Raw genomic sequence first — 22,151 nt, 5'->3', positions numbered from 1 at the left:
CGTGATGGCGTTACTAGAGGGTAGATCGGCGGGGATGGATATGCAGAACGCCCCCGATACTCCGCAGAATGCGACACGTGTTGTGGGCGTCCTGCTGTTTCCGAACTTCTCCAACCTGTGCCTTGCCAACGCGATCGAGCCGCTGCGGGCTGCCAACACACTGGCGCGCAAGCCGCTCTACCGCTGGCAATTCCTTGGTCTCACACGGGAAACACTGACGTCGTCCTCCGGACTGCCGGTTACGCCAGAGGACAGCCTCGCCCGCCATCCGGGCGGCGACTACCTGTTGCTTTTGCCCAGTTATGACTTTCAGGCGCAGGCAGGGCCGGACACCCTGCGCGCCCTGCGCGCGGCGCGGCGGCGCTTTGGCACGCTGGCCGGTCTGGACATGGGCAGCTGGCTACTGGCGGCGGCGGGCCTGCTGGACGGCAGGCGCGCCACCCTGCACTGGGATGAACTGGACAACTTCGCCGAAACCTTTCCAGAGGTCGAGGCGCGCCCGGAACGCGTCGTCAACGACGACGACATCCTCAGTTGCGGCGGCGGCACCACCGCTTTTGAACTGATGCTGGACCTGATCGGACAACACCACGGCCCGATGCTGCGGCTAGAGGTGGCGGCGCTGTTCATGCACGGCGAACGCCCCGCCCCCGCCGACCTGCCCCCGCGCCTCAGCGACGACCAACTGGTCGAGGCGGCGGTGTCGATCATGCGCCGCAACGTCGAGGCGCCCCTGCCCGTCGCCGCCGTCGCCCGCCGCCTGAATGTCACCCCCCGCGCGCTAGAGCGCCGCTTTCGCACCGTTCTGGGCCGCGGCCCCGGTGCCACCTACCGCGCCCTGCGTCTGAACGCGGCGCGGCGGATGGTCGAACAGACCACCCTCTCGGTCAGCGAAATCGCCACCCGCTGCGGGTACGAGGACGCCTCTGCCCTGACCCGCGCCTTTCGCGCCGCCTTTTCCGAGACACCCAGAGACCTGCGCCGGTCGACCTGACGGCAGCTTTGCCACTTGCTCACCGGGCCATTGCCATCGATAAAGGGGCAAAACACTAATATATCAGATTGGGAGGAAGGGCATGAAGACTGCCCACGACGGCTCGAACACGAGCCTGGCACGGCGCGCGTGGTCAATCCGGCGGCTGGCGCTGCGCATGGCAGAGGTTCAGGGACAGGGCTACATCGGGCAGGCGCTTGGCGTCGCCGATGTGCTGGCGGTCAGCTATTTCCACGCGCTGACCTACCGGCCAGAGGACCCGGAGTGGGAAGGCCGCGACCGTTTCTACCTCTCCATCGGTCATTACGCCATCGCGCTCTATTCCGCGATGATAGAGGCTGGTATCCTGCCCGAGGATGAATTGGAAACCTACGGCATGGACGACAGCCGCATGCCCATGTCCGGCATGGCCGCCTACACCCCGGGGATGGAGATCACCGGCGGATCGCTGGGCCACGGCCTTGGCATCGCCGTGGGCGCGGCGCTGGGTCTGAAGCGCAAGAACAACCCCGCCTTCGTCTACAACCTCATGTCGGACGGCGAACTTGGCGAAGGCTCCACCTGGGAGGCGGTCATGGCCGCCCGGTCCCACCAGTTGGACAACCTGATCTGCGTGGTCGATTTCAACGACCAGCAAGCCGACGGGCCAACGACACAGGCACTGGCCAAGGGCGACGAGGCCCCGAAATGGGCTGCCTTCGGCTGGCACGCGCAAGAGGTCGACGGCAACGACATGGACGCGCTGGTCGCGGCCTTTGACACCGCCCGCAATTTGTCGGACCCACGGCCCCGCGTCATCATCTGCCGCACCCAGATGTGCAAAGGCGTGCCTTTCCTTGAGGACCGCGAGATCACTCACTTTGTCCGCGTCGCGCCCGAGGAATGGGCCCGCGCCATTGCCCATCTCGACGCCAAAGTCCCGGCCTGAACAGGAGCACCGCCATGACCACTGCCCCCATCGGCGCGCACTCCCGCCGCAAACCCAAATCCACCCCGCGCAGCCTGCCCGTCTCTGACGACGGCACGCGCCTGACCACCTCCGCCATGATCGCCTCGCTGGATGCCGAAGGGCGCAATACCGTTGCCGCCCCCTTTGGCCATGCGCTCTGCGATCTGGCGAAAACCCGCAACGACATCGTCGGCCTGACGGCGGACCTGTCGAAATACACCGACCTGCATGTTTTCGCCAAGGAATACCCGGACCGCTTCTACCAGATGGGTATGGCCGAACAGGTGATGATCTCCACCGCCGCCGGGCTGGCGCGTGAGGGGTTCACCCCCTTCGCCACCACCTACGCGGTCTTTGCCTCGCGCCGCGCCTATGACTTCATCATCATGGCGATCGCCGAGGAGAACCTGCCGGTCAAGATCGTCTGCGCCCTGCCCGGCCTGACCACCGGCTACGGCCCCAGCCATCAGGCGACCGAGGACCTCGCCATTTTTCGCGGCATGCCCAACCTGACCATCGTGGACCCCTGCGATGCGACAGAGATCACACAGGCCACCCACGCCATCGCCGACCACCCCGGCCCGGTCTACATGCGTCTCCTGCGCGGGCAGGTGCCGGACGTGCTGGGCGAATACGGCTACACGTTCAAACTGGGCAAGGCACAGGTGATCCACGGCGGCAGCGACGTGCTCTTCATCTCCACCGGTTTCATGACCATGCGCGCGCTTGACGCCGCCCGCGCGCTGAAGGCCGACGGCACCGATTGCGCCGTCCTGCACGTCCCCACCCTGAAACCGCTGGACACCCAAACCATCCGCGCCGAGGCCGCCAAGACCGGCCGCCTTGTGGTCACGCTGGAAAACCACACCATCGTCGGCGGGTTGGGAGAGGCGGTCGCCGCAGACCTCATGCGCGCCGGCATCCACCCGGCCTTCGACAGCATCGCCCTGCCGGATGAATTCCTCGACGCGGGGGCCCTGCCCACGCTGCACGATCAATACGGACTCTCGGTCAAGGCCATCACGGCCCGCGTGAAATCCCGGCTCTGACCCACCCTTTCTTTGGGCATTAAAATACCTCGGGGTGACGGCCGCAGGCCGAGGGGGCAGCGCCCCCTTCCCCCGCCCAGCACAAGGACCAGACAAATGCTTCTGAAAAACAAGACCGCCGTCATCACCGGCGCCGCCAGCGCCCGGGGCCTTGGCAAGGCCACCGCAAAACTCTTTGCCGAAAACGGCGCGCGCATCGCCATCCTCGATCTCGACGGGGGTGCCGCCCGCGCCGCCGCCGCCGATCTGCCGGGCGAAGGCCACATCGGCCTGCCCTGCGACGTGACCAGCAAGCCGCAATGTGGCGCCGCAGCAAAGACGGCCATCGACGCATTTGGGCAGATCGACATTCTCGTCAATAACGCCGGGATCACGCAGCCGCTGAAACTCATGCAGATCGAGCCGAAAAATTACGACGCGGTGACGGACGTCAACCTGCGCGGCACGCTCTACATGTCCCAAGCGCTGATCCCGCACATGCGGGACCGCAAGACCGGGAGCATCGTCAATATCTCGTCCGTCTCCGCCCAACGCGGCGGCGGCATCTTCGGCGGGCCGCATTACTCGGCGGCCAAGGCGGGTGTGCTGGGTCTGACCAAGGCGATGGCGCGCGAACTGGCCCCCGACGGCATCCGCGCCAACGCGGTTTGTCCGGGGTTCATCGCCACCGATATCACTGAGGGCAAGCTGACCGACGAGATGATGGAACAGATCCTCGCCGGCATCCCCATGGGCCGCGCCGGAGAGGCCAGCGATGTGGCGGGCTGCTGCCTCTTCCTTGCCTCCAACCTCTCAGCCTATGTCACCGGGTCAGAGGTCGACGTGAACGGCGGTTCGCTCATCCACTAAGGTCAAATTCTGGCACCCGCCCCGGGGGAGACCGAGGGGGCGGGATAGCCCCCATCGGCGGGGGGACCGGGGGGCGGCGCCCCCCGGCCTGTCCATCAAGAGGCGGCGACCGTCGTCTGGCGCTGTTCGCCCAGCCCCTCGACCCGCACCACCATCTCGTCACCCGGACGCAGAAAGCGCTGCGGTTTCATGCCCATGCCCACACCGGACGGTGTGCCGGTGGCGATGATGTCACCCGGCTGCAACTCCATGAACTGCGACATGTAGCTGATGATCTCGGCCACCCCGAAAATCATGTCCGAGGTATCGCTGTCCTGCACGGTCTCTCCGTTCAGATCCAGGCTCACTTTCAGGTTCTGCGGATCGGCAACCTCATCCGCCGTCACCAGCCACGGACCGGTCGGGCCAAAGGTCGGGGCCGATTTGCCCTTGATCCACTGACCGCCCTTCTCGATCTGGAATTCGCGCTCGGACACGTCATTGATGACGCAATAGCCCGCCACGTAGGACAGCGCGTCTGCCTCAGAGACGTAAGAGGCGGTCTTGCCGATCACCACGCCCAGTTCCACTTCCCAGTCGCCCTTGACCGAATTGCGCGGAATCACCACCGGATCAAATGGCCCGGACAGCGCCGATGTCGCCTTTGAAAAGATGATTGGTTCTTTCGGCGGCTCTGCCCCGGTCTCTGCCGCGTGTTTGGCATAGTTCAGCCCAATGCAGAAAAAGTTCGGCACGCTGGCAAGGCAGGACCCGATCCGGCCCGGATCCGCCACCACCGGCAGGCTGGCAACATCGATGCCGCGCAGCCGGTCCAATGCCTCCAAAGAGACGGTTTCCCCGGCGAAATCAGCCACATGAGCAGACAGATCCCGCACCTGTCCGTCACCGTCCAGCATCCCGGGTTTCTCCTGCCCCTTGGGGCCATAACGCAAAAGTTTCATATCTGTCCCAATCCTTGTTTCTGGGTCTTCATTGTTCCGCGCCGCCTCCGGCGGCGGCGGTATCCTGCGGGGTGTCCGTGCCAGGTTCGGGACCGGAATCAAGCCCCCCGCCCGCGTCCTCGGATTCAAAGAAATCCGCGACGTTGACCAGAAGGTGATCCAGATGCAACTGCACGTGCTCCGCCACCCGTTCCGGATCCCGCGCGCGCAGGCCCGCCACGATCTCGGCATGTTGCCGCAGCACCCGGTCGCGGGAGCGTTTGCGGCTGGCCGACAGATACCGCGCCCGCCACAGCCGCGCCAGCAGCGACTGGTGCATCTCCGCCAGCACCGGGTTGCCCGCCGCCTCGGCGATGGCCCGGTGAAAGCTCATGTCGATCTCGAAGACATCCAGCATGTCCAGCGTGTCGTAATCACGTTCCATGCGCTCGGCCACGGCGGCGATCTCGTCGATCTGCGCATCCGTCGCCCGCGCGCAGGTCAGCCGGGCCGACAGCACCTCCAGCGCAGACATCACCTCGATGTTGAAAGCGACCTGTTCGAAACTGGGGCGCGACACGATCGGCGACCGCGCCGGCCGCAACTGGACCAGCCCCTCTTTCGCCAGCATCCGAATCGCTTCGCGCAGCGGCGTCCGGCTGACGCCCATCTCCGCCGCGTGGTCGCGTTCCTTTACGGCAGTCCCCGGCGCAAGCACACCGCGCAGAATGTCCCTGCGCAGCCGAGTCGCGATTTGCTCGGGCAATGTGGAATCCGGCATGGCGCACCCCACCCTTCTGTTTTTTATTTATTTTTCCGCCCACGGGGGGCGGCCTCCCATAAAGCAAATTTGGTATACCAAAAATCCTTGCCTGTCGACATGGCTTTGGTTAGCGTGCTTCCACCGGGTGGTATACCATCCTACGCAGGGGGCCTGCCCCCGCCAATGATCAGGCGGCCAATGGACCGCCGAAGGGAGGAACACATGAAAAAGTTTCTGACAACGGCAGCTGCCGTTGCCATTGCCGCGTCCGCGGCTCAGGCTCAGGACGTCACGCTGCGCATCCAGACCCACTACGCGACCGAGCACCCGACCGGCAAACGCCTGGCCGAGTTCATCGACGACGTAAGCGTCATGTCTGGCGGCGAAATCGCAATCGAGATGTTCTACTCGTCCTCCGTCGTGGCGACAGTGGAAACCTTCGACGCCGCGATCAACGGTATCGTCGACTGTGACGCCACCGGCGGCGCCTACCAGACCGGCAAGAACCCCGCGTTCCAGTTCGTCGGCGACATCATGGGCGGTTATGACACCGCGTGGCAGCAGTACAGCTGGCTCTATCACGGTGGCGGCTACGACGCGGCTCAGGCGCTCTACAACGAGCAGAACATGCAGCTGATCGGCTGGGCCATCTACGGTCAGGAATCGCTGTCCTCGTCCAAGCCCATCCGCGGCTTCGAAGACCTCAAGGGCTGGAAGTTCCGTTCGCCTCCGGGTCTTGAGACCGAGATCTTCGAAGAGCTGGGCGCCTCGCCCATCGTGATGGACTTCACCGAGATCTTCACCGCGCTGGAAACCGGCATCATCGACGGCGCAGACGCCTCGGGCCTGGCCAACAACGTGGGTCTCGGCATCTATGACATCGTCAAGCACGCCACCTACCCCGGCTTCCACTCGATGCCGTCGGACCACCTGGCCTGCAACCTCGACGTCTGGAACGGTCTGAGCGACAAGCATCGCCGCATCATCGACACCGCGTGGCAGAAGCTGGCCTTCCAGATCGCGCTGTACAATGAAAAGGCCAACACAGAGGCCGCAGCCGCGCTGCAGGCGCAGGGCGTGACCCTCTATGACTGGTCGCCCGAAGACCGCGCCGCGTTCCGCAAGGCCGCTCAGGCCGCGTGGGAAGGCTGGGCCGACAAGAACGACGAGACCCGCGCACTGGTGGAAAGCCACAAGGCGTATCTCGGACAGCTTGGCCTGATCGACTGATCGCCCGCTTGTAATGCCGGCCGTGCTGGCCGGCGCTGGGCGGGTCCCCTGATCGGGGCCCGCCCTTTTCTACCATCAGGGAAAACGGGGGGAGAGCAGGCATGACCGACGACAGCCTGTGGCTGGGGCGCATGCGTGGCCCGGTAAAGATGGCGATGCTCGGCTTCGCCGGTATCGTGGCCGTGATCTTCGTCATCATGGTTCTCAGCAATTTATTCGCCGAAGACCCCTACAACATGTTCGACATGATCCGGCCTTCGGGAAAACCGCTGGTGCAGGTCATGTTGCTGGCGATTGCCGGGTTGCTGCTTTCGGCCTCGATCTACCTGTCCGATGACAGGGGCGCGATCGAACCCGAAGCTTCCGGCTTTTTCGACATCGTCAGCCTTGTCTGTTCGCGTCTTGCGATGATCGCCACCGCCAGCATCGTGCTGGTGATGTTCTACGAGGTCGTGTCGCGCTACGTCTTCTCCGCGCCGACGCTCTGGGCCAATGAACTGTCGCTGTGGATCGCGGCCTTCGTGTTCCTGTTCGCGGGCCAGTACGCCATGCAGCAGCGCAGCCACATCCGCATCTACGTGATCTACGACATCATGCCCCGCTGGATGCAAAAGACCGCAGACGTGATTTCCGTGGGCCTGATCTGCACCTTCTTCTTCGCGCTGGTCTACGGCGGCTACAACGACGCGATGCGCCGGATGCTGCGGATGGAAACCTTTGGCACCGCCTGGGATCCACCCATTCCCGGCACTGTCAAACCCGCCATTCTGATCATCATTCTGCTGGTCACGATCCAGGCCGTCTCGAACCTGATCGCTGACTGGAACAAGGCACCCGAGCATCACAGCCCGGCGGACGAGATCGACGAACACGAGATCGAAAAGATCCGCGCAACGCTGGAAAAGGACAAATAAGATGGTCGATATCGGCACACTCAGCCTGATCATCCTGCTGGCGATGTTTGCGCTCCTGGCCATTGGCATGCCGCTTGGCTTCGCCTCGGCCTTCCTCGCCTTCGTGACGCTGGTCCTGAAATTCGACGTGGACATCCTGTTCCGCACCTTCGGACAGGGGCCAATGTCGGTTCTGGGTCAGGCGGTTTACCGGCAGATGACGAACTACGTGCTGATATCAGTGCCGTTGTTCATCTTCATGGCGGCGCTGCTGGAACGATGCGGCATCGCGCGCGACATGTATTCCTCGCTCAACGTCTGGCTATCGCGCACCCGTGGCGGCATCGCCATCGTGACCTCGATCATGGCCGTCATCATGGCCGCCATGTCGGGGATCATCGGCGGCGAGGTGGTGCTGCTGGGCCTGATCGCCCTGCCGCAGATGCTGCGCCTTGGCTACAACCAGAACCTCGCCATCGGCACGATCTGTGCCTCCGGTTCGCTGGGCACCATGATCCCGCCGTCCATCGTCCTGATCTTCTACGGGCTGGTGACGGAAACCTCGATCAAGGCGCTGTTCACCGCGTCCTTCCTGCCCGGCTTCATGCTGGCCTCGTTCTTCATCATCTACATCATCGTCCGCACCCGGCTGGACCCCAGCCAGGCCCCCCTGCCCGAACCGGATCCCAATGATCCCTCTGGCGGCGAAAAGGGCCTGATGTTCCTTGGCTTCCTCAGCCGCATGGGCATGTGGGTGACCGGCGTGCTGCTGTTCCGTGCGGGGTTCTTCACCGTGCTGGGCCAGAACGTGATCCAGGAAAACGTTGATCCGATCTTCCTTGGTATGGTGGCGGATATCCCGTGGCTGATCGGGGCCTTCGTGCTATTTGCGCTGATCGTCTTTGTCATTGTCGGGCGTGAACGCACGGCAAAGGGCTGGGAAATGGGCAAGGGTCTGGTCGCACCCATCGTGGTGATCGGCGTGGTCCTCGGCTCCATCTACGGCGGCATCACCGGCATCACAGAGGCTGCCGGCATGGGTGTTGTCGCGGTCTTCGTGATCGGCCTGATGCGGCGCGAGATGACCTTCGAGATCGTCTGGGACAGCCTGATGCGCACGCTGAAATCCACCGGCACAATCATCTGGGTCACCATCGGTGCGGCGGCGCTGGCTGCGGCCTATACGCTGGCCGGTGGCCCGACCTACGTCGCCAACATGATCGTGGGGGCCGACATGCCGACCATGGGCGTGATCCTTGCGATGATGGTGATCTTCCTGATCATGGGCATGTTCATGGACTGGATCGGCATTGTGCTGCTGATCATGCCGGTGTTCCTGCCCATCGTGGTGCGTCTCCCGGCTGAGGAAATCGGCTGGCTGGGCAGCGTGGACCCGCGCTATATCCCGATCTGGTTCGGCGTCGTGTTCTGTATGAACATGCAGGTCAGTTTCCTGTCGCCGCCCTTTGGCCCCGCGGCCTTCTACCTCAAATCGGTGGCCCCGCCGCATATTTCGCTGACGGCGATCTTCCGTGGCTTCCTGCCCTTCATCGTCCTGCAATTGCTGGCGCTGTCGGTGCTGTTGGCCTGGCCGCCGATCATCACACTGTTCTTGTAACCCGGTCGGGGGCGGGCCGCCTTGGCTCCGCCCCCCACCACACACCGGCGTCTTTTGCCCGTTGATTTCCCCGCCTGCTGCCAAGGCGACGGGGCCAAGGCGCCCCGATCACAGGTGCATTCATGGCCCTCTTCCTGACCGAAGCCCAACGCGAAACCTTTGCCCGCGAAGGCGTGCTTGTCGTCCCGGACGTCCTGCCCGCCGAAACGCTTGCCGCCGTGCGCGCGGAATATGCCGACCTGCTCGACCGGCTCTATGCGCGCTGGCAGGCCGAGGGCCTTGTGCCCCCCGCCGAGGGGCTGGATTTCTGGCAAAAGCTGCTGATCTCCTACAAGGCGGGCTGCGACTGGTTTCAGCCGATGGACATCTCCCTGCCGGGCGGAGAGATCGCCGCCGACACGCCCTTTCACTTCGGCCCTGCCGTCTTTGACATGCTGACGCAGCCGCGCCTGCTGGACATGGTCGAGGATCTGCTGGGCCCCGAACTGACCTCCAACCCGATCCAGCACGTCCGCCTGAAACCGCCCGCCACCGACCTGCACGGCGACGAATTGCGCGCCCATGTCACCACCACCGACTGGCATCAGGACCGCGCCGTGGCCCATGAAACGGGCGACAGGACGCAGATGGTCACCGTCTGGCTGGCGATCTCGGATGCGACCATCGAAAACGGCTGTCTGCAGGTGGTGCCGGGCAAGCCGCAGATGTATCCCCATTGCCCGCAAAAGCAGACCGCCATCGCCCCGGGGTGCCTTGATGAGACAAAGGCCACGCCCCTGCCCGTCAAGGCCGGCGGCGCGGTGCTGTTCCACCCGCTGACGCCCCATGCCTCATTGGTCAATCACTCCGATCAGTTCCGCTGGAGCTTCGACATCCGCTACAACGTCACCGGCCAGCCCACCGGCCGCGATCATTTCCCCGCCTTCATCGCCCGCTCCCGCGCCAACCCGGAAACCGAGTTGCGCGACTGGCGCGTCTGGCGCAGCATGTGGCAAGAGGCGCGCGCCCGCCTGTCGGGTGAGCCGCACATCCCCATCCACCGCTGGCAGGCCGATAGCCCGGTCTGCGCCTGACCCCGGGCGACCTTTCGAAAAAACCGTTCTTCTTATGACTCTGCAGGTATCTCCATGAGCACCGTCCGCCTTTCCGACGCCGACAATGTCATCACCGCCGTCACCCCGCTCGAAATCGGGCAGGAGGGCGCCACGCAACTGATCCCGCGCGGGCACAAGCTGGCCACCCAGGCGATCCCCAAAGGCGCGCCGGTCCTGAAATACGCCCAGGTCATCGGCTACGCGGCAGAGGACATCGCCGCAGGGGCCCATGTCCACACCCACAACCTCGAATTCCGCAATGTCGACACGGCTTATGAGTTCGGCACCAACCTGCGCCCCGTCGCCCCCGCCGAAACGCCCGACACCTTCATGGGGTATCGCCGCGACACCGGCCGCACCGGCACCCGCAACTACATCGCCGTGCTGACAAGCGTGAACTGTTCCGCCACCGCCGCGCGCATGATTGCGAACCACTTCACGCCCGACAAACTGGCCGCCTACCCCAATGTCGATGGCGTCGTCGCCTTTGTCCACGGCACCGGCTGCGGCATGGCCGGTCAGGGGTCAGAGGGGTTCGAAGCACTGCAACGGGTCATGTGGGGCTATGCCCGCAACCCCAACATCGGCGGCGTGCTGATGGCGGGCCTTGGCTGTGAGATGAACCAGATCGACTGGCTGGTCGAGGCCTACGGGTTGAAACCCGGTCCCCTGTTCCAGTCGATGAACATTCAGGACGTGGGCGGGCTGCGCAAGACCATCAATCTGGGCATCCAGAAGATCGAAAAGATGCTGCCCGTGGTCAACCAATCCACACGCAGCGAATGCCCGGCATCAGAGCTGATGGTGGCCCTGCAATGCGGCGGGTCGGACGCGTGGTCCGGCATCACCGCCAACCCCGCCGTCGGCTATGCCTGTGACCTTCTTGTGGCGCAGGGCGGCACCGGCGTGCTGGCGGAAACGCCGGAGATCTACGGCGCCGAACACCTGCTGACCGCCCGCGCCGTGGACCGCGCCACTGGCGAGAAACTGGTCGACCTGATCCGCTGGTGGGAGGATTACACCGCCCGCAACAAGGGCAGCATGGACAACAACCCCTCCCCCGGCAACAAGAAGGGCGGGCTGACCACCATCCTTGAAAAATCGCTGGGCGCGGCAGCCAAGGGCGGCACCACCCCCCTCACAGGCGTCTACAAATACGCCGAGCCGGTGACGGCAAAGGGCTTCACCTTCATGGACAGCCCCGGCTACGACCCCGCCAGCGTCACGGGTCAGATCGCCTCGGGCTGCAACCTCGTCTGCTTTACCACCGGACGCGGATCGGCCTTTGGCGCGAAACCCAGTCCCTCGATGAAGGTCGCCACCAACACCGAGATGTTCAACCGCATGACCGACGACATGGACGTGAACGCCGGCACCATCCTGACAGAGGGCAAATCGGTCGAGGACGTGGGCCGCGAGATCTATCAGATGTGGCTGCGCATGGCCTCTGGCGAACAGACCAAGTCAGAGGCGCAGGGCCTCGGCGATTACGAATTTGTGCCGTGGCAGATCGGGGCGGTGATGTGATGACGGTCCCCCTGCCCCTCTGCGTGATCGGCGCAGGCAGCATAGGGCGACGCCATATAGAGGTCGCCACCCTGTCCCCCGAAATCCACCTGACGGCGGTGGTCGAACCGCAGGCCGAAACCCGCGAAAGGCTGGCGCAACAGGGCCTGCCCATGGTCGCCTCGCTGGATGAGGTGCCAAAGGAAACCCGCGCCTGCGTGATTGCCACGCCGACGCCGGATCACATGCCCTCGACCCTTGCCGCGCTGTCGCGGGGCTGGGCGGTGCTGGTGGAAAAACCCTTTGCCGATACGCTCGACAATGCGCGCACCATGATGCAGGCCGCCGAAACCGCCGGTCTGCCGCTGATCGTCGGGCACCACCGCCGCTGTCATCCCTATGCGATGGCCATGCGCGACGCCCTGCCCGCCATCGGTCCGCTTGTGGGCCTTCAGGGCTTTTGGTCGGTGCGCAAACACGACACCTATTATGATGTGCCGTGGCGCCGCCTGCCCGGCGCGGGGCCGCTGGCCAGTAACCTCAGCCACGAAATTGACCTGCTGGGCTTTATGACCGGCATCCCGACAGAGGTCACGGCGCTGACCTCCTCCGCCACCCGCGGCCTGGTGATCGAGGATACCGCCGCACTTGCCTTCCGCTTTGAAAACGGCGCGCTTGGCTCTTTCCTGATGTCGGATGCCGGGGCCTCCCCTTGGTCGTTCGAGGCGACCTCGTCCGAGAACCCCGAAATTGCCGGATCGGATCAGGATTACCTGCGCTTCACCGGCCCCCTTGGCGCGCTGGCCTTTCCCTCGCTGACCCGCTGGGGCGCAAGCGGGCCGGGTGAGGTCGAATGGTCCAAGCCCCTGAAATGTATCCCCGGACCGCATTTCGACAAGATCGACCCGATCCGCGCCCAGATCGACCGCTTTGCCGCCCTTTTGGACGGCGGAACAGATGACGTTCTGTGCCGCCCCGAAAACGGGTTCGCCGCGCTGGAAATGACACTTGCCACGGCCCTGTCCGGCCAGACCCACCGCCCCGTCAAACGCGGTGAGGTGCCGGGCGACTTCACAGGAGTTCTGACATGAGACTTGCGGGCAAACGCGCCTTCATCACCGCCGCCGGTCAGGGCATCGGCCGCGCCATCGCCGAGGCCTATGCCCGCGAAGGCGCAGAGGTGACGGCCACCGACCTCAAGGCCGATCTGCTGGACGGGCTTCAGGGGACCAGTTTTGCGCTGGACGTGACCGACAAATCCGCGCTGACAAATGCCATTCAGGAGGCCGCGCCGGATATCCTCGTCAACTGCGCCGGTTTCGTGCACGCGGGCACAATTCTTGAGGCAACGGATGACGAATTCGACTTTGCCATGACCCTGAACGTCCGCTCGCAGTTCCATTCCATGCAGGCTGCCCTGCCGGGGATGCTGGAACGCGGCGGCGGGTCGATCGTCAACATCGCCTCCATCGCGGGCAGCATCGTCGCCGCGCCCAACCGCTGCATCTACGGCGCGTCCAAGGCGGCGGTGATCGGCCTGACGAAATCCGTGGCGCTGGACTACGTGACCCGGGGCATCCGGGTGAACTGCATCTGCCCCGGCACCGTCGACAGCCCCTCGCTGCATGACCGGCTGCGCGCCATGGGCGACTATGAGGCCGCGCTACAGGCCTTCAACGCGCGTCAGCCCATGGGCCGCATCGGCACGCCGCAGGAAATCGCCTATCTGGCGGTCTATCTCGGCTCGGATGAGTCCGCCTTTACCACCGGGCAGGCGCATGTGATCGACGGCGGCTGGGCGACGGCCTGAGGGGGGCCGTAGGGCGGGGTTCACCCCGCCGCTCACCCGGTCACGCAGGCCCCGCCGGACCATCCAAATCCTGACAATCCGTTAAAACGCGCCCGTAACCCATTGATCCTGCATTCCCCCTAACCTGTCCACGCGTGGACACCCCATTTGCCGCCCTCTGCCCACGGCCCGGAAATTCCCCATGTCCGAAGCTCAACCCCGCGAAGATCGCACCGCCGCCGGCGTGCTGATGATGGCCCTCGCCGTCCTCGGTTTCACCTGTATCGACAGCTCGGCCAAATGGCTGATCCTCGGCGGGCTGCCCGCCCTTCAGGTCGTCTTTGCCCGCTATGCCGGCCACTTCCTGATCGCCGTGGCGCTCTATTCCACGCAGGAGGGCCGCGCCGCCTTCGTCTCGAACGCGCCGCTACGCCAGCTGATGCGCAGCTTTTTCCTGCTGGGCAGCACCGTCTGCAATTTCACCGCGCTGAAGTTCCTGCCGATCACCGTGACCACCACGATCATGTTCGCCGGTCCCATCGTCGTCACCCTGCTGGCGATCCCGATCCTTGGCGAAAAGGTCGGCATCCGCCGCATCGTCGCGGTCTGCGTCGGTTTTCTGGGCGTGATCGTGGTGATGCAGCCCTGGGGCGTCTCCTTCCACCCCGCGATGCTCCTGTCGCTCGCCGCGCTGACCCTTGCCGCGCTCTATTTCATCATGACGCGGCTGCTGGCCGGGGTCGAAGGCAACGCCACGCAACAGATCTGGTCCAGCGGCACCGCCACGCTGGCCCTGTTGCCCTTCGTGCTGGGGGAATGGACCTGGCCGCAGGGTGCCGACTGGATCGCCTTCGTGCTGATCGGATTATTTGGCGCGGGCGGCCATATCGCCGCCGTGACGGCCCACCGCTGGGCCGATGCCTCGATCCTTGCGCCGGTGATCTACATCCAGATCTTTCTGGCCGCACTGGCGGGCATCCTGCTCTTCGACACCTGGCCCACCATCTGGACGCTGGGCGGCGGGGCGATCATCATCGCCTCCGGCCTCTACATCTGGCAGCGAGAGCGTGCGGTGCGCGGACGGGTGCGCCGCCCGGTGCCCAGCACGCGATGATCCGGAACGAAAAAGGGCAGAGGCGCATGCCCCTGCCCTGTTATCCGACCGCCCGTTTCGGGCTAATCTACCGTCAGCCGCGCCCGATATAGGGCATGGCCGTCGCCATGACGGTCATGAACTGAACGTTCGCCTCCAGCGGCAACGAGGCCATGTGCAGCACCGATTTCGCCACGTTGGACACGTCCATCACCGGCTCCACCGCGATGGAGCCATCCGCCTGAGGCACGCCCTTGGTCATTTTTTCGGCCATGTCGGTCAGCGTGTTGCCGATGTCGATCTGCCCGCAGGCGATGTTGAAGGGTCGCCCGTCCAGAGACAGCGTCCGCGTCAGCCCGGTGATGGCGTGTTTCGACGCGGTGTAAGGCGCCGAGCCCCAACGCGGCACATAGGCCGAGACAGAGCCGTTGTTGATGATCCGCCCGCCCTGCGGGTCCTGCCTGCGCATGCGGCCAAAGGCCGCCCGCGCGCAGATGAAAGATCCGGTCAGGTTGATGTCGATGCAGCGGCGCCAGTCATCGACGCTGAGTTCGTCCACCGGGCCACCCTTCAGCGAAATGCCCGCATTGTTGAACAACGCGTCGATCCGGCCCCATTCGGCCATCGCCTTGTCAAAGGCCGCATCGACCTGCGCCTCATTGACCACATCGCAGGGCAGCGCCAGCGCGTTCTCGTGGCTGTCGGCCATTTCGGCAACCGATGCCTCTGTCCGACCGACGATGCCGACCTTCCAGCCCGCCTCCAGGAACATCTGAGCTGTGGCCTTGCCGATGCCGCGCGCGCCGCCGGTGATGATGATAGTCTTCGTCATTGTCTCTCCTCCCCTGACTGATTGGCGTCAGGAATTCAGGTATCCCAGAAAGAGCGAGATGAACGCCCCCACATGGACCACCATGATGGCCTTGTCCTTCCACATCACGCCCACCGCGAACCACAGAAAGATCCCCGCGAAAAACGCAAAGATGTTCCAGGGAACGACGTTCAGCCCGGTCAGCCCGTAACCGATCAACTGGATTACGGTTGCGGCCCATTTGACGGTGTTCACCACATGCAGGCTGAACCGGGGCTGCGGGTTAATGGTTGTCACGCGGCAGGTCCTTGGCGATGCGCTGATAGGCCGTCGCCAGTTCAAGGCAGCCGCCGTCGGCCAACTGCCCGACGTGGGTGCGATAGATCTCTTCCCACGGCGTCTGGCTGACAATCTCCGGCGCGCTCCAAGCGTCTATGCGGGCCTGCCACTCCGCCTCATCCACCAGGGCATCCATCCGGCTGGCGTTCAGGTCCAGCCGGACCCGGTCGCCGGTCTGCAGATGGGCCAGCCCGCCGCCAACGACGGATTCGGGCGAGGCGTTCAGGATCGACGGAGATTCGGACGTGCCGGACTGCCGCCCGTCCCCCACCGTCGGCAGGTGATTGATGCCCGCCTTGATCAGGGCATCGGGCGGCTGCATGTTCACCACCTCGGCCGAGCCGGGATAGCCAACACAGCCCACGTTGCGGATGAATAGCACCGTGCGCTCGTCGATTTCCAGCGAGGCGTCGTTGATCCGGTCGTGGTAATCTTCGGGCCCCTCGAATACCACGGCCCGCGCCTCGAACACGCCTTCGTTGCCCGGCTCCGACAAAAATCTTTTGCGGAAATCGGCGGAGATGACGCTTGTCTTCATCAGCGCGGAATCGAACAGGTTGCCGGACAGAACTTTGAACCCGGCATTCACTCGCATCGGTGCGTCGTAGCGCTTGATCACCTCGGGATCGAGACTGTCGCAGCCAGCGAGGTTCGCCCCCATGCTGTTGCCCGTCGCCGTCATGGCATCCACGTGCAACCGCCCGGCCGCCATGAGTTCCCCCATGACCGCAGGCACGCCGCCCGCACGGAAGAAGCTTTCGCCCAGGTATTCGCCCGCCGGCTGCATGTTGACCAGCAGGGGCACGTCGAAGCCGATGGTCTCCCAGTCCTTGACGTTGAGTTCCACCCCGGCGTGGCGCGCAATGGCCTGCAGATGCGGCGGCGCGTTTGTGGATCCGCCGATGGCCGTGTTGACGACTATGGCGTTCTCGAAGGCCTCGCGCGTCAGGATGTCCGACGGTTTGAGATCCTCGTAGACCATTTCCACGATGCGCTGCCCGGTCTCATAGGCCATGGCCATACGTTCCCGGAACGGAGCGGGGATCGCGCTTGAGCCGGTCAGCGTCATGCCCAGCGCCTCTGACATGGCATTCATGGTGCTGGCGGTGCCCATTGTGTTGCAATGACCCAAAGACGGCGCGCTGGAACAGACCCGCGCCATGAATTCCTCATAGTCGATCTTGCCTTCGGCCAGCAGGCGGCGGCTTTCCCAGACGATGGTGCCGGACCCGGCGCGCTTGCCCTTCCACCAGCCGTCCAGCATCGGCCCGCCATTCAGCCCGATGGCCGGAATGTCGACCGTGGCCGCCCCCATCAGCATGGCGGGCGTGGTCTTGTCACAGCCGGTGGTCAGCACAACCCCGTCGATGGGATAGCCGTGCAGCACTTCCACAAGGCTCAGGTAGGCAAGGTTGCGGTCCAGCGCGGCGGTGGGCCGCTTGCCGGTTTCCTGAATCGGGTGAACCGGGAATTCCATCGGAATGCCGCCCGCCTCGCGGATGCCCGCCTTGATCCGGTCCATCAGAAAGACGTGGATCTTGTTGCAGGGCGCAAGATCGCTGCCGGTGTTGGCGATGCCGATGATCGGCTTTTCGCCCTGCAGTTCCTCGCGTGTGAACGCCTGATTCTGATAGCGTTCGAGGTACAGCGCGGTCATGCCCGGGTTATTGGGATTGTCGAACCATTCCTGCGAGCGAAAGCGCTTGTTGGCGCGCGTGTCTGACATGGCGTCCTCCCTTAGGCGGCTTGCCGAATCTGACAGGCCTCTTGTCTTGTACGAACATTCCAACTTGGTATACCAAATGCAAGCGGCCTCGCCAGAGGCGAAGACGATGAGGGCACAAACTGCCCCACCACGGGAGGACCACCGGATGATTTTACGCCCCGCCCTGCGGGCGGCCGTCCCGCTTGCCATGGCCACGCTGATTGCCGCCCCGGCAGGTGCCGAAACGCGGCTGGATCTTGGCGCGGTTCATGCCTGCGTGACCACGGCCGCCGATGAAGGCAACAGCCCGCAGGCCTGTGTCGATCAGGCCCATGCCCCTTGCCTGTCGCTGCCGGGCGATACGCGGAATGTCACCTCCCTGTGTTTCAATGCCCTGCGTGACGGCTGGTCCACGGCCATCGCCGGGCGCATGGCATCCCTTCGTCAGGACGCGCCGCAGCGCGTCGCCACATTGGCCGCGATCGAACTGAAATACGATCTGCTCGCCGCGCTGGTCCAATGCGACCGGCTGGAAGAGATCGAACAGTTGCGAGAGACCGCGTCCGAGGAAATCCTGCTGCAGAAAAGCCGCTGTACCGCCACCGCCTCCGGACTGGCCTATGTCCGCCTGCTCTGGCGCATGCCTGACCACGTACCGACCCCGTCCAAGGAGAAAGACCAATGATCGGCGAACCGCCCAGACTGACCCTCATCAACGGCGCCCCGCGCCCGACCGACGCACAGATCGCCGGGTTTCAGGGGATCGAAACCGCCTTTCTCTGTGACGCGATGGGCGGCATGGGGGCAATGGACACGCGGATTGCCCCGATCGGGTTTGGCCGTGACCTCGACTGTCGGGCGGCAGGCCCCGCGCTTGTGGCCGACAGCGGCCCGGCCGATATCATCGCCACGCTTGCGGCGGTCAACCAGCTGACGCCCGGCGACGTGGTCGTCCACGCCGCCCATGGCAACCAGGACCGCGCCACCATCGGCGACCAACTCTCTGGAATGCTGAAAAACGCCGGCGCTGCCGGATTCGTCACCGACGGCCCGATGCGGGACTACGAAGGCATCATTGCCGCCGGTCTGCCCGCGTGGTGCACCGGGTTGAACCCGAACTCCCCCTATACCTCCGGCCCCGGCACGTTGGGCGGGCGCGCGGTTGTGGGCGGCTGCGCGGTCGCGACCGGCGACATGATCGTCGCGGATCGCAACGGCGTCGTCGTGATCCCATACGCTCAGATCGACAGCGTGCTGCAACGGCTGGAAGACGTCATGGCGCTGGAGTCGGAACTGGAGGCCAAAGTCAAATCCGGCTTCTGCCAACCTTTGGACATCGACGCCATGCTGGCCGACGGTTCGGCCGTGGAAATCGGCTAAGCCCGCACCGCCAAGGGCGTGCGCCCGGCAGGGCGCGCCCCTCAGGCGCACCGAACACCTGTTACAGGCAGGCGCGCGCCACTTTCTTTGGTTTTCGAATTACCTCAGGGGAGACGGGGGCAGAGCCCCCGCCCGCCCAAGGCGCCTGCTCAGGCAAAGGCGCTTTTGGCGCCCCCGCTCGTCTGTGTCTTGAAGATCGAGGTATTGTCCGGCGCCGGCGGCAACGGCAGCGTGACCGGTACATCCGCCATACGCGGCGTGAAACAGGGCGTGCCGGTGATCATCCGGTCCTGAAAATCCGCCCAGAACTTTCGCTGTCCCAGCGCATGGATATAGCTGGATCCTCCCAGCAGCGGCCAGGCATCGGCAGCAGCGCATTCGTAGAACAGGATCTTGCGCGCCCGGTCCGAGATATTGGGCGCCGATCCGTGCAGCATCCGAACGTGATGCACCGTCATGTCTCCTGCCTTCCCGGTCAGCGTCACGATCCGGTCCTTTTCGAACAGCGGGTCCTCCGGGTTGATCGCACCGCAGAAAATGCCGTTCACATGATGGCTAAGGATCGGCCCCTTGTGTGAACCGGGAATCACCAGAAGCGGGCCGTTATCCTCGGTCACGTCCTCCAGCATCAGCCCAAAGGCCAGCAGAGAATCGTTCGTGGCCGGGTAAAAAGCCCAGTCCTGATGCCATTCCACCGCCGCGCCGCCGCCCGGCGCCTTGCAGTTCAGCTTGGCCGTGTTCAGCACCGTATCCGACCCCAGGAGATCGCTCAGCACGCGGGTCACCCCGGACTGTTTCAGGATGCGGTCATAGACCGGGTGCTGTTTGTGCGGCAGCTTGATCCGGGTCAGGCGCGGGTTTTGCGCCGTATGCCCGGCGTCGAGGTCAAAGCGGTCATCGCTTTCGGTCACCTGCCGCGACGCCTCGATCAGGTCGTTCGTGACTTGCTGCAACTCCGCCAGTTCCGCAGGCGTCACCACCTGTTCGACCTTCAGATAGCCGTTGTCCTCATAGAAATCCTTCTGCTCCTGACTCAGCATCCTGTTTCCTCCCCTGTTCAGGCGACTCGCGTCATGGTATCGATACCATGGCTTGCGTGGTATCGATACCATTATATGCTGGCCGGTGTCGAAAACGGGAACTGTACAGCATGGGCGGCGCGCGGAAATGGGTGACGATGGGCGACGTGGCGCGCCATGCGGGCGTTGGCAAGATTACCGTCAGCCGCGCCCTGCGCACCCCGACCAAGGTCAGCGCGGACACGCTGGAGCGGGTCCAGAAAGCGGTGATGGATCTGGGCTACGTGCGGGACGAAACCGCCGGGGCGCTTTCCTCGCAACGCTCCCGGGTTGTCGGCGCGCTGGTCTCGACGCTGGAACAGCCGGTCTTTGCCTCCACCATCCGTGGGCTGGAGGAGGGTCTCAGCGCAGGCGGTCTACAGCTGTTACTTGGCAGTACGCGGTACGAGCCGGAGAAAGAGGCGCTGATGGTCTCGACCCTTCTGGGCCGTCGCCCGGATGCGCTGATCCTGACCAGCACCCAACATACCGAGGCCACCCGCCGTCTGCTGGACAATGCGGACATCCCGGTGATCGAGCTTTGGGAATTGCCGGAGCAGCCTGTCTTTGCAGCGGTCGGGTTTTCGAACCGGTCCGCCATGCGCGACCTGACCCGCCACCTGATCGACAGCGGACGGCAAAGGCCTGTTTTCCTGCGCACCGCCCGTGCCGCCGACACCCGTGCCGAGCTGCGCGAGACCGGCTACCGGGACGCCCTGCAGGGACGCCCCGCCCGGGTGCATTTCGTGCCGCCAGAGGATGACCGGACCGGACCGGATTGCGGCGCGCGGGGGCTGGGCGAAGTGCTGCAGCACTGGCCGGATACGGATGCCGTGATCTGTGTCAGCGACGCGCTGGCCGTCGGCGCGCTGTGCGAGGCACGAAGGAGGGGCATCGACGTCCCCGGCGCTTTGGCGGTGACAGGGTTTGGCGACACCGACGTGGCCAGCGCTGCGGCGCTGGACATGACCACCATCAGAATCGACGGCAGAGCCATCGGGCAAGAGGCGGCGCGCCTCACGCTAGCCGCCACCGCCGGTGAGGCCCTGCCGCACAGGATCGTCGATATGGGCTATACCCTGATGAGGCGGGCGACGAGTTAGCGCCCCTTCTTCGCCTCTTCCTCCAGGTCCAGCCCGTTCATCCGCGCGACGTGATCGGCGACCCAAGGCACATAATCATTGGCAAATCCCTGCGCCTCTACTTGGGTGAAATACTGCCGAGTTGCGGACAGCATCAGCGTCAGCGCCCCCGCCTCCGCCGCCATGGCATTGGCATACCGCACGTCTTTCGACGCATTGGCCACCGTGAACTTGTGCGCGTCGCGGTTCCGGTTCACGGCGTAATCCATGAAGGTGTCAAAGAACCCGTTGCCCAACCGGGAAGAGCCGATCACCCGCTGGATCGTGGCGGGCGGAATGCCCACCTTGGCGCCCAGCGATGTCACCTCCGAATAGAGGGCGGCATAGCTCATGGCGATGCTGTTCATGATCAGCTTCATCTTGTGGCCCGCGCCGACAGGGCCGACGTGGTTGATATTGCCCGCCCAGCATTCGATCACCGGCAGGATCTTTTCATAGATCGCCGCATCGGCGCCCACCATCGCGTCCAGCGTGCCGGCCTCAGCCTCCTTTGGCGTGCGCCCAAGGGGCGCATCGACCATATGACCGCCCTTTTCCGCCAGTTCCGAGGCCAGCGCCAAGGTCACGTTCGGGTCAGAGGTGGAACATTCCACCACGATCAGCCCCTCGCGCGCGCCGGCCAGAATGCCGTCGTCTCCGCGAAAAACGCTTTCGACCTGCGGCGCATTGGACAAGCAGATGTGGATCACGTCGCAGCGCTCCGCCATCTCGCGCGGAGTCGCAACCTCCGTCGCGCCGCGCCCCACCAGATCCTCGACCGGGGCACGGTTGCGGTTGCCCTTCACCACCAGCGGATGCCCCTTTTCAAGCAGGTTCTTCGCCATCCCATGGCCCATCAGGCCGACCCCGATGAACCCCACTGTTGCCTTTTCCGTCATGCATTGACCTCCCCGTCAAAGTGCCAAGGCGGGACGGCGGGCGGGGGCGATGCGACCGCAGGGCGCAAGCGGCGCCCCGACGTCCACGACA

General features: G+C 64.6%; 22 protein-coding genes. 15 read left to right on the top strand and 7 right to left on the bottom strand.

Going from position 1 to position 22,151, the window contains the following annotated elements; translation table 11 throughout:
• The first annotated feature begins 40 nt into the window (after positions 1-40).
• The 4 genes from ACTXGA_RS13615 to ACTXGA_RS13600 all read left to right on the top strand — a co-directional run bounded on the left by ACTXGA_RS13615 (position 41) and on the right by ACTXGA_RS13600 (position 3,841).
• Complete coding sequence (locus ACTXGA_RS13615) at positions 41-994, top strand: GlxA family transcriptional regulator (RefSeq protein WP_443394490.1); 954 nt, start codon at positions 41-43, stop codon at positions 992-994.
• Positions 995-1,076: 82 nt separating this feature from the next.
• Complete coding sequence (locus ACTXGA_RS13610) at positions 1,077-1,922, top strand: transketolase (protein WP_443394489.1); 846 nt, start codon at positions 1,077-1,079, stop codon at positions 1,920-1,922.
• 14 nt (positions 1,923-1,936) lie between these two features.
• A complete protein-coding gene (locus ACTXGA_RS13605) occupies positions 1,937-2,992 on the top strand; it encodes a transketolase family protein (protein ID WP_443394487.1) in 1,056 nt (351 codons plus the stop codon).
• 96 nt (positions 2,993-3,088) lie between these two features.
• Positions 3,089-3,841: an SDR family NAD(P)-dependent oxidoreductase gene (locus ACTXGA_RS13600; protein ID WP_443394485.1), complete on the top strand. Its 753-nt coding sequence runs from the start codon at positions 3,089-3,091 to the stop codon at positions 3,839-3,841.
• Between the two features lie 95 nt (positions 3,842-3,936).
• Here ACTXGA_RS13600 and ACTXGA_RS13595 read toward each other — a convergent pair whose 3' ends face one another.
• Positions 3,937-4,782: a fumarylacetoacetate hydrolase family protein gene (locus tag ACTXGA_RS13595; protein ID WP_443394483.1), complete on the bottom strand. Its 846-nt coding sequence runs from the start codon at positions 4,780-4,782 to the stop codon at positions 3,937-3,939.
• Positions 4,783-4,810: 28 nt separating this feature from the next.
• A complete protein-coding gene (locus tag ACTXGA_RS13590) occupies positions 4,811-5,542 on the bottom strand; it encodes a GntR family transcriptional regulator (RefSeq protein ID WP_443394482.1) in 732 nt (243 codons plus the stop codon).
• A gap of 204 nt (positions 5,543-5,746) precedes the next feature.
• Here ACTXGA_RS13590 and ACTXGA_RS13585 point away from each other — a divergent pair, with 204 nt between their 5' ends.
• From ACTXGA_RS13585 to ACTXGA_RS13550, 8 genes are all read left to right on the top strand, one after another.
• Positions 5,747-6,754 carry a TRAP transporter substrate-binding protein gene (locus tag ACTXGA_RS13585; RefSeq protein WP_443394480.1) on the top strand — a complete coding sequence of 336 codons (1,008 nt, stop codon included), beginning with the start codon at positions 5,747-5,749 and terminating at the stop codon, positions 6,752-6,754.
• A 101-nt stretch (positions 6,755-6,855) separates the two neighbouring features.
• Positions 6,856-7,668, top strand: a complete 813-nt coding sequence (locus tag ACTXGA_RS13580) for a TRAP transporter small permease subunit (RefSeq protein ID WP_443394478.1) — start codon at positions 6,856-6,858, stop codon at positions 7,666-7,668.
• Between the two features lies 1 nt (position 7,669).
• Positions 7,670-9,265 carry a TRAP transporter large permease gene (locus tag ACTXGA_RS13575; protein ID WP_443394476.1) on the top strand — a complete coding sequence of 532 codons (1,596 nt, stop codon included), beginning with the start codon at positions 7,670-7,672 and terminating at the stop codon, positions 9,263-9,265.
• Positions 9,266-9,387: 122 nt separating this feature from the next.
• A complete protein-coding gene (locus ACTXGA_RS13570) occupies positions 9,388-10,338 on the top strand; it encodes a phytanoyl-CoA dioxygenase family protein (RefSeq protein WP_443394474.1) in 951 nt (316 codons plus the stop codon).
• 54 nt (positions 10,339-10,392) lie between these two features.
• The gene (locus tag ACTXGA_RS13565; protein WP_443394473.1) at positions 10,393-11,886 is read left to right on the top strand and encodes a UxaA family hydrolase; all 1,494 of its coding nucleotides are present in this window, start codon (positions 10,393-10,395) and stop codon (positions 11,884-11,886) included.
• Positions 11,886-12,956 carry a Gfo/Idh/MocA family oxidoreductase gene (locus ACTXGA_RS13560; protein WP_443394471.1) on the top strand — a complete coding sequence of 357 codons (1,071 nt, stop codon included), beginning with the start codon at positions 11,886-11,888 and terminating at the stop codon, positions 12,954-12,956. The genes ACTXGA_RS13565 and ACTXGA_RS13560 overlap by 1 nt, the downstream gene beginning before the upstream one ends.
• A complete protein-coding gene (locus ACTXGA_RS13555; RefSeq protein ID WP_443394469.1) occupies positions 12,953-13,675 on the top strand; it encodes an SDR family oxidoreductase in 723 nt (240 codons plus the stop codon). The genes ACTXGA_RS13560 and ACTXGA_RS13555 overlap by 4 nt, the downstream gene beginning before the upstream one ends.
• A gap of 181 nt (positions 13,676-13,856) precedes the next feature.
• Positions 13,857-14,768 carry a DMT family transporter gene (locus tag ACTXGA_RS13550; RefSeq protein WP_443394467.1) on the top strand — a complete coding sequence of 304 codons (912 nt, stop codon included), beginning with the start codon at positions 13,857-13,859 and terminating at the stop codon, positions 14,766-14,768.
• Positions 14,769-14,841: 73 nt separating this feature from the next.
• On the opposite strand, the gene ACTXGA_RS13545 is transcribed toward ACTXGA_RS13550, so the two are convergent.
• From ACTXGA_RS13545 to ACTXGA_RS13535, 3 genes are read right to left on the bottom strand one after another with little or no spacing between them, the layout of a single operon-like run.
• The gene (locus ACTXGA_RS13545; RefSeq protein WP_443394465.1) at positions 14,842-15,579 is read right to left on the bottom strand and encodes an SDR family oxidoreductase; all 738 of its coding nucleotides are present in this window, start codon (positions 15,577-15,579) and stop codon (positions 14,842-14,844) included.
• A gap of 27 nt (positions 15,580-15,606) precedes the next feature.
• Entirely contained in the window at positions 15,607-15,855 is a 249-nt protein-coding gene (locus ACTXGA_RS13540) for a DUF6552 family protein (RefSeq protein ID WP_443394464.1), read from the bottom strand.
• Positions 15,842-17,623 (bottom strand): IlvD/Edd family dehydratase, encoded by a 1,782-nt coding sequence (locus ACTXGA_RS13535; RefSeq protein WP_443394462.1) that lies wholly within the window; start codon positions 17,621-17,623, stop codon positions 15,842-15,844. The genes ACTXGA_RS13540 and ACTXGA_RS13535 overlap by 14 nt, the downstream gene beginning before the upstream one ends.
• Positions 17,624-17,768: 145 nt before the next feature.
• Between ACTXGA_RS13535 and ACTXGA_RS13530 the strand changes: the two genes are divergently transcribed.
• Together ACTXGA_RS13530 and ACTXGA_RS13525 are read left to right on the top strand one after the other, a co-directional pair.
• Positions 17,769-18,287 (top strand): hypothetical protein, encoded by a 519-nt coding sequence (locus ACTXGA_RS13530; RefSeq protein ID WP_443394460.1) that lies wholly within the window; start codon positions 17,769-17,771, stop codon positions 18,285-18,287.
• The gene (locus tag ACTXGA_RS13525) at positions 18,284-18,982 is read left to right on the top strand and encodes an RraA family protein (RefSeq protein ID WP_443394458.1); all 699 of its coding nucleotides are present in this window, start codon (positions 18,284-18,286) and stop codon (positions 18,980-18,982) included. The genes ACTXGA_RS13530 and ACTXGA_RS13525 overlap by 4 nt, the downstream gene beginning before the upstream one ends.
• Positions 18,983-19,131: 149 nt before the next feature.
• On the opposite strand, the gene ACTXGA_RS13520 is transcribed toward ACTXGA_RS13525, so the two are convergent.
• On the bottom strand, positions 19,132-20,022 hold the full coding sequence (locus tag ACTXGA_RS13520) for a phytanoyl-CoA dioxygenase family protein (protein ID WP_443394456.1): 891 nt from the start codon (positions 20,020-20,022) through the stop codon (positions 19,132-19,134).
• 110 nt (positions 20,023-20,132) lie between these two features.
• Between ACTXGA_RS13520 and ACTXGA_RS13515 the strand changes: the two genes are divergently transcribed.
• Positions 20,133-21,143 (top strand): LacI family DNA-binding transcriptional regulator, encoded by a 1,011-nt coding sequence (locus tag ACTXGA_RS13515; protein WP_443394454.1) that lies wholly within the window; start codon positions 20,133-20,135, stop codon positions 21,141-21,143.
• Here the strand turns inward: ACTXGA_RS13515 and ACTXGA_RS13510 are convergent.
• Positions 21,140-22,060 (bottom strand): NAD(P)-dependent oxidoreductase, encoded by a 921-nt coding sequence (locus tag ACTXGA_RS13510; RefSeq protein WP_443394452.1) that lies wholly within the window; start codon positions 22,058-22,060, stop codon positions 21,140-21,142. The two genes, ACTXGA_RS13515 and ACTXGA_RS13510, sit on opposite strands and share 4 nt — an antisense overlap.
• Between the last annotated feature and the right edge of the window lie 91 nt (positions 22,061-22,151).

This window comes from Antarctobacter jejuensis (genome assembly GCF_052266595.1).
Lineage (GTDB): Bacteria > Pseudomonadota > Alphaproteobacteria > Rhodobacterales > Rhodobacteraceae > Antarctobacter > Antarctobacter jejuensis.
This window is presented reverse-complemented; position numbering and strand designations above follow the sequence as displayed.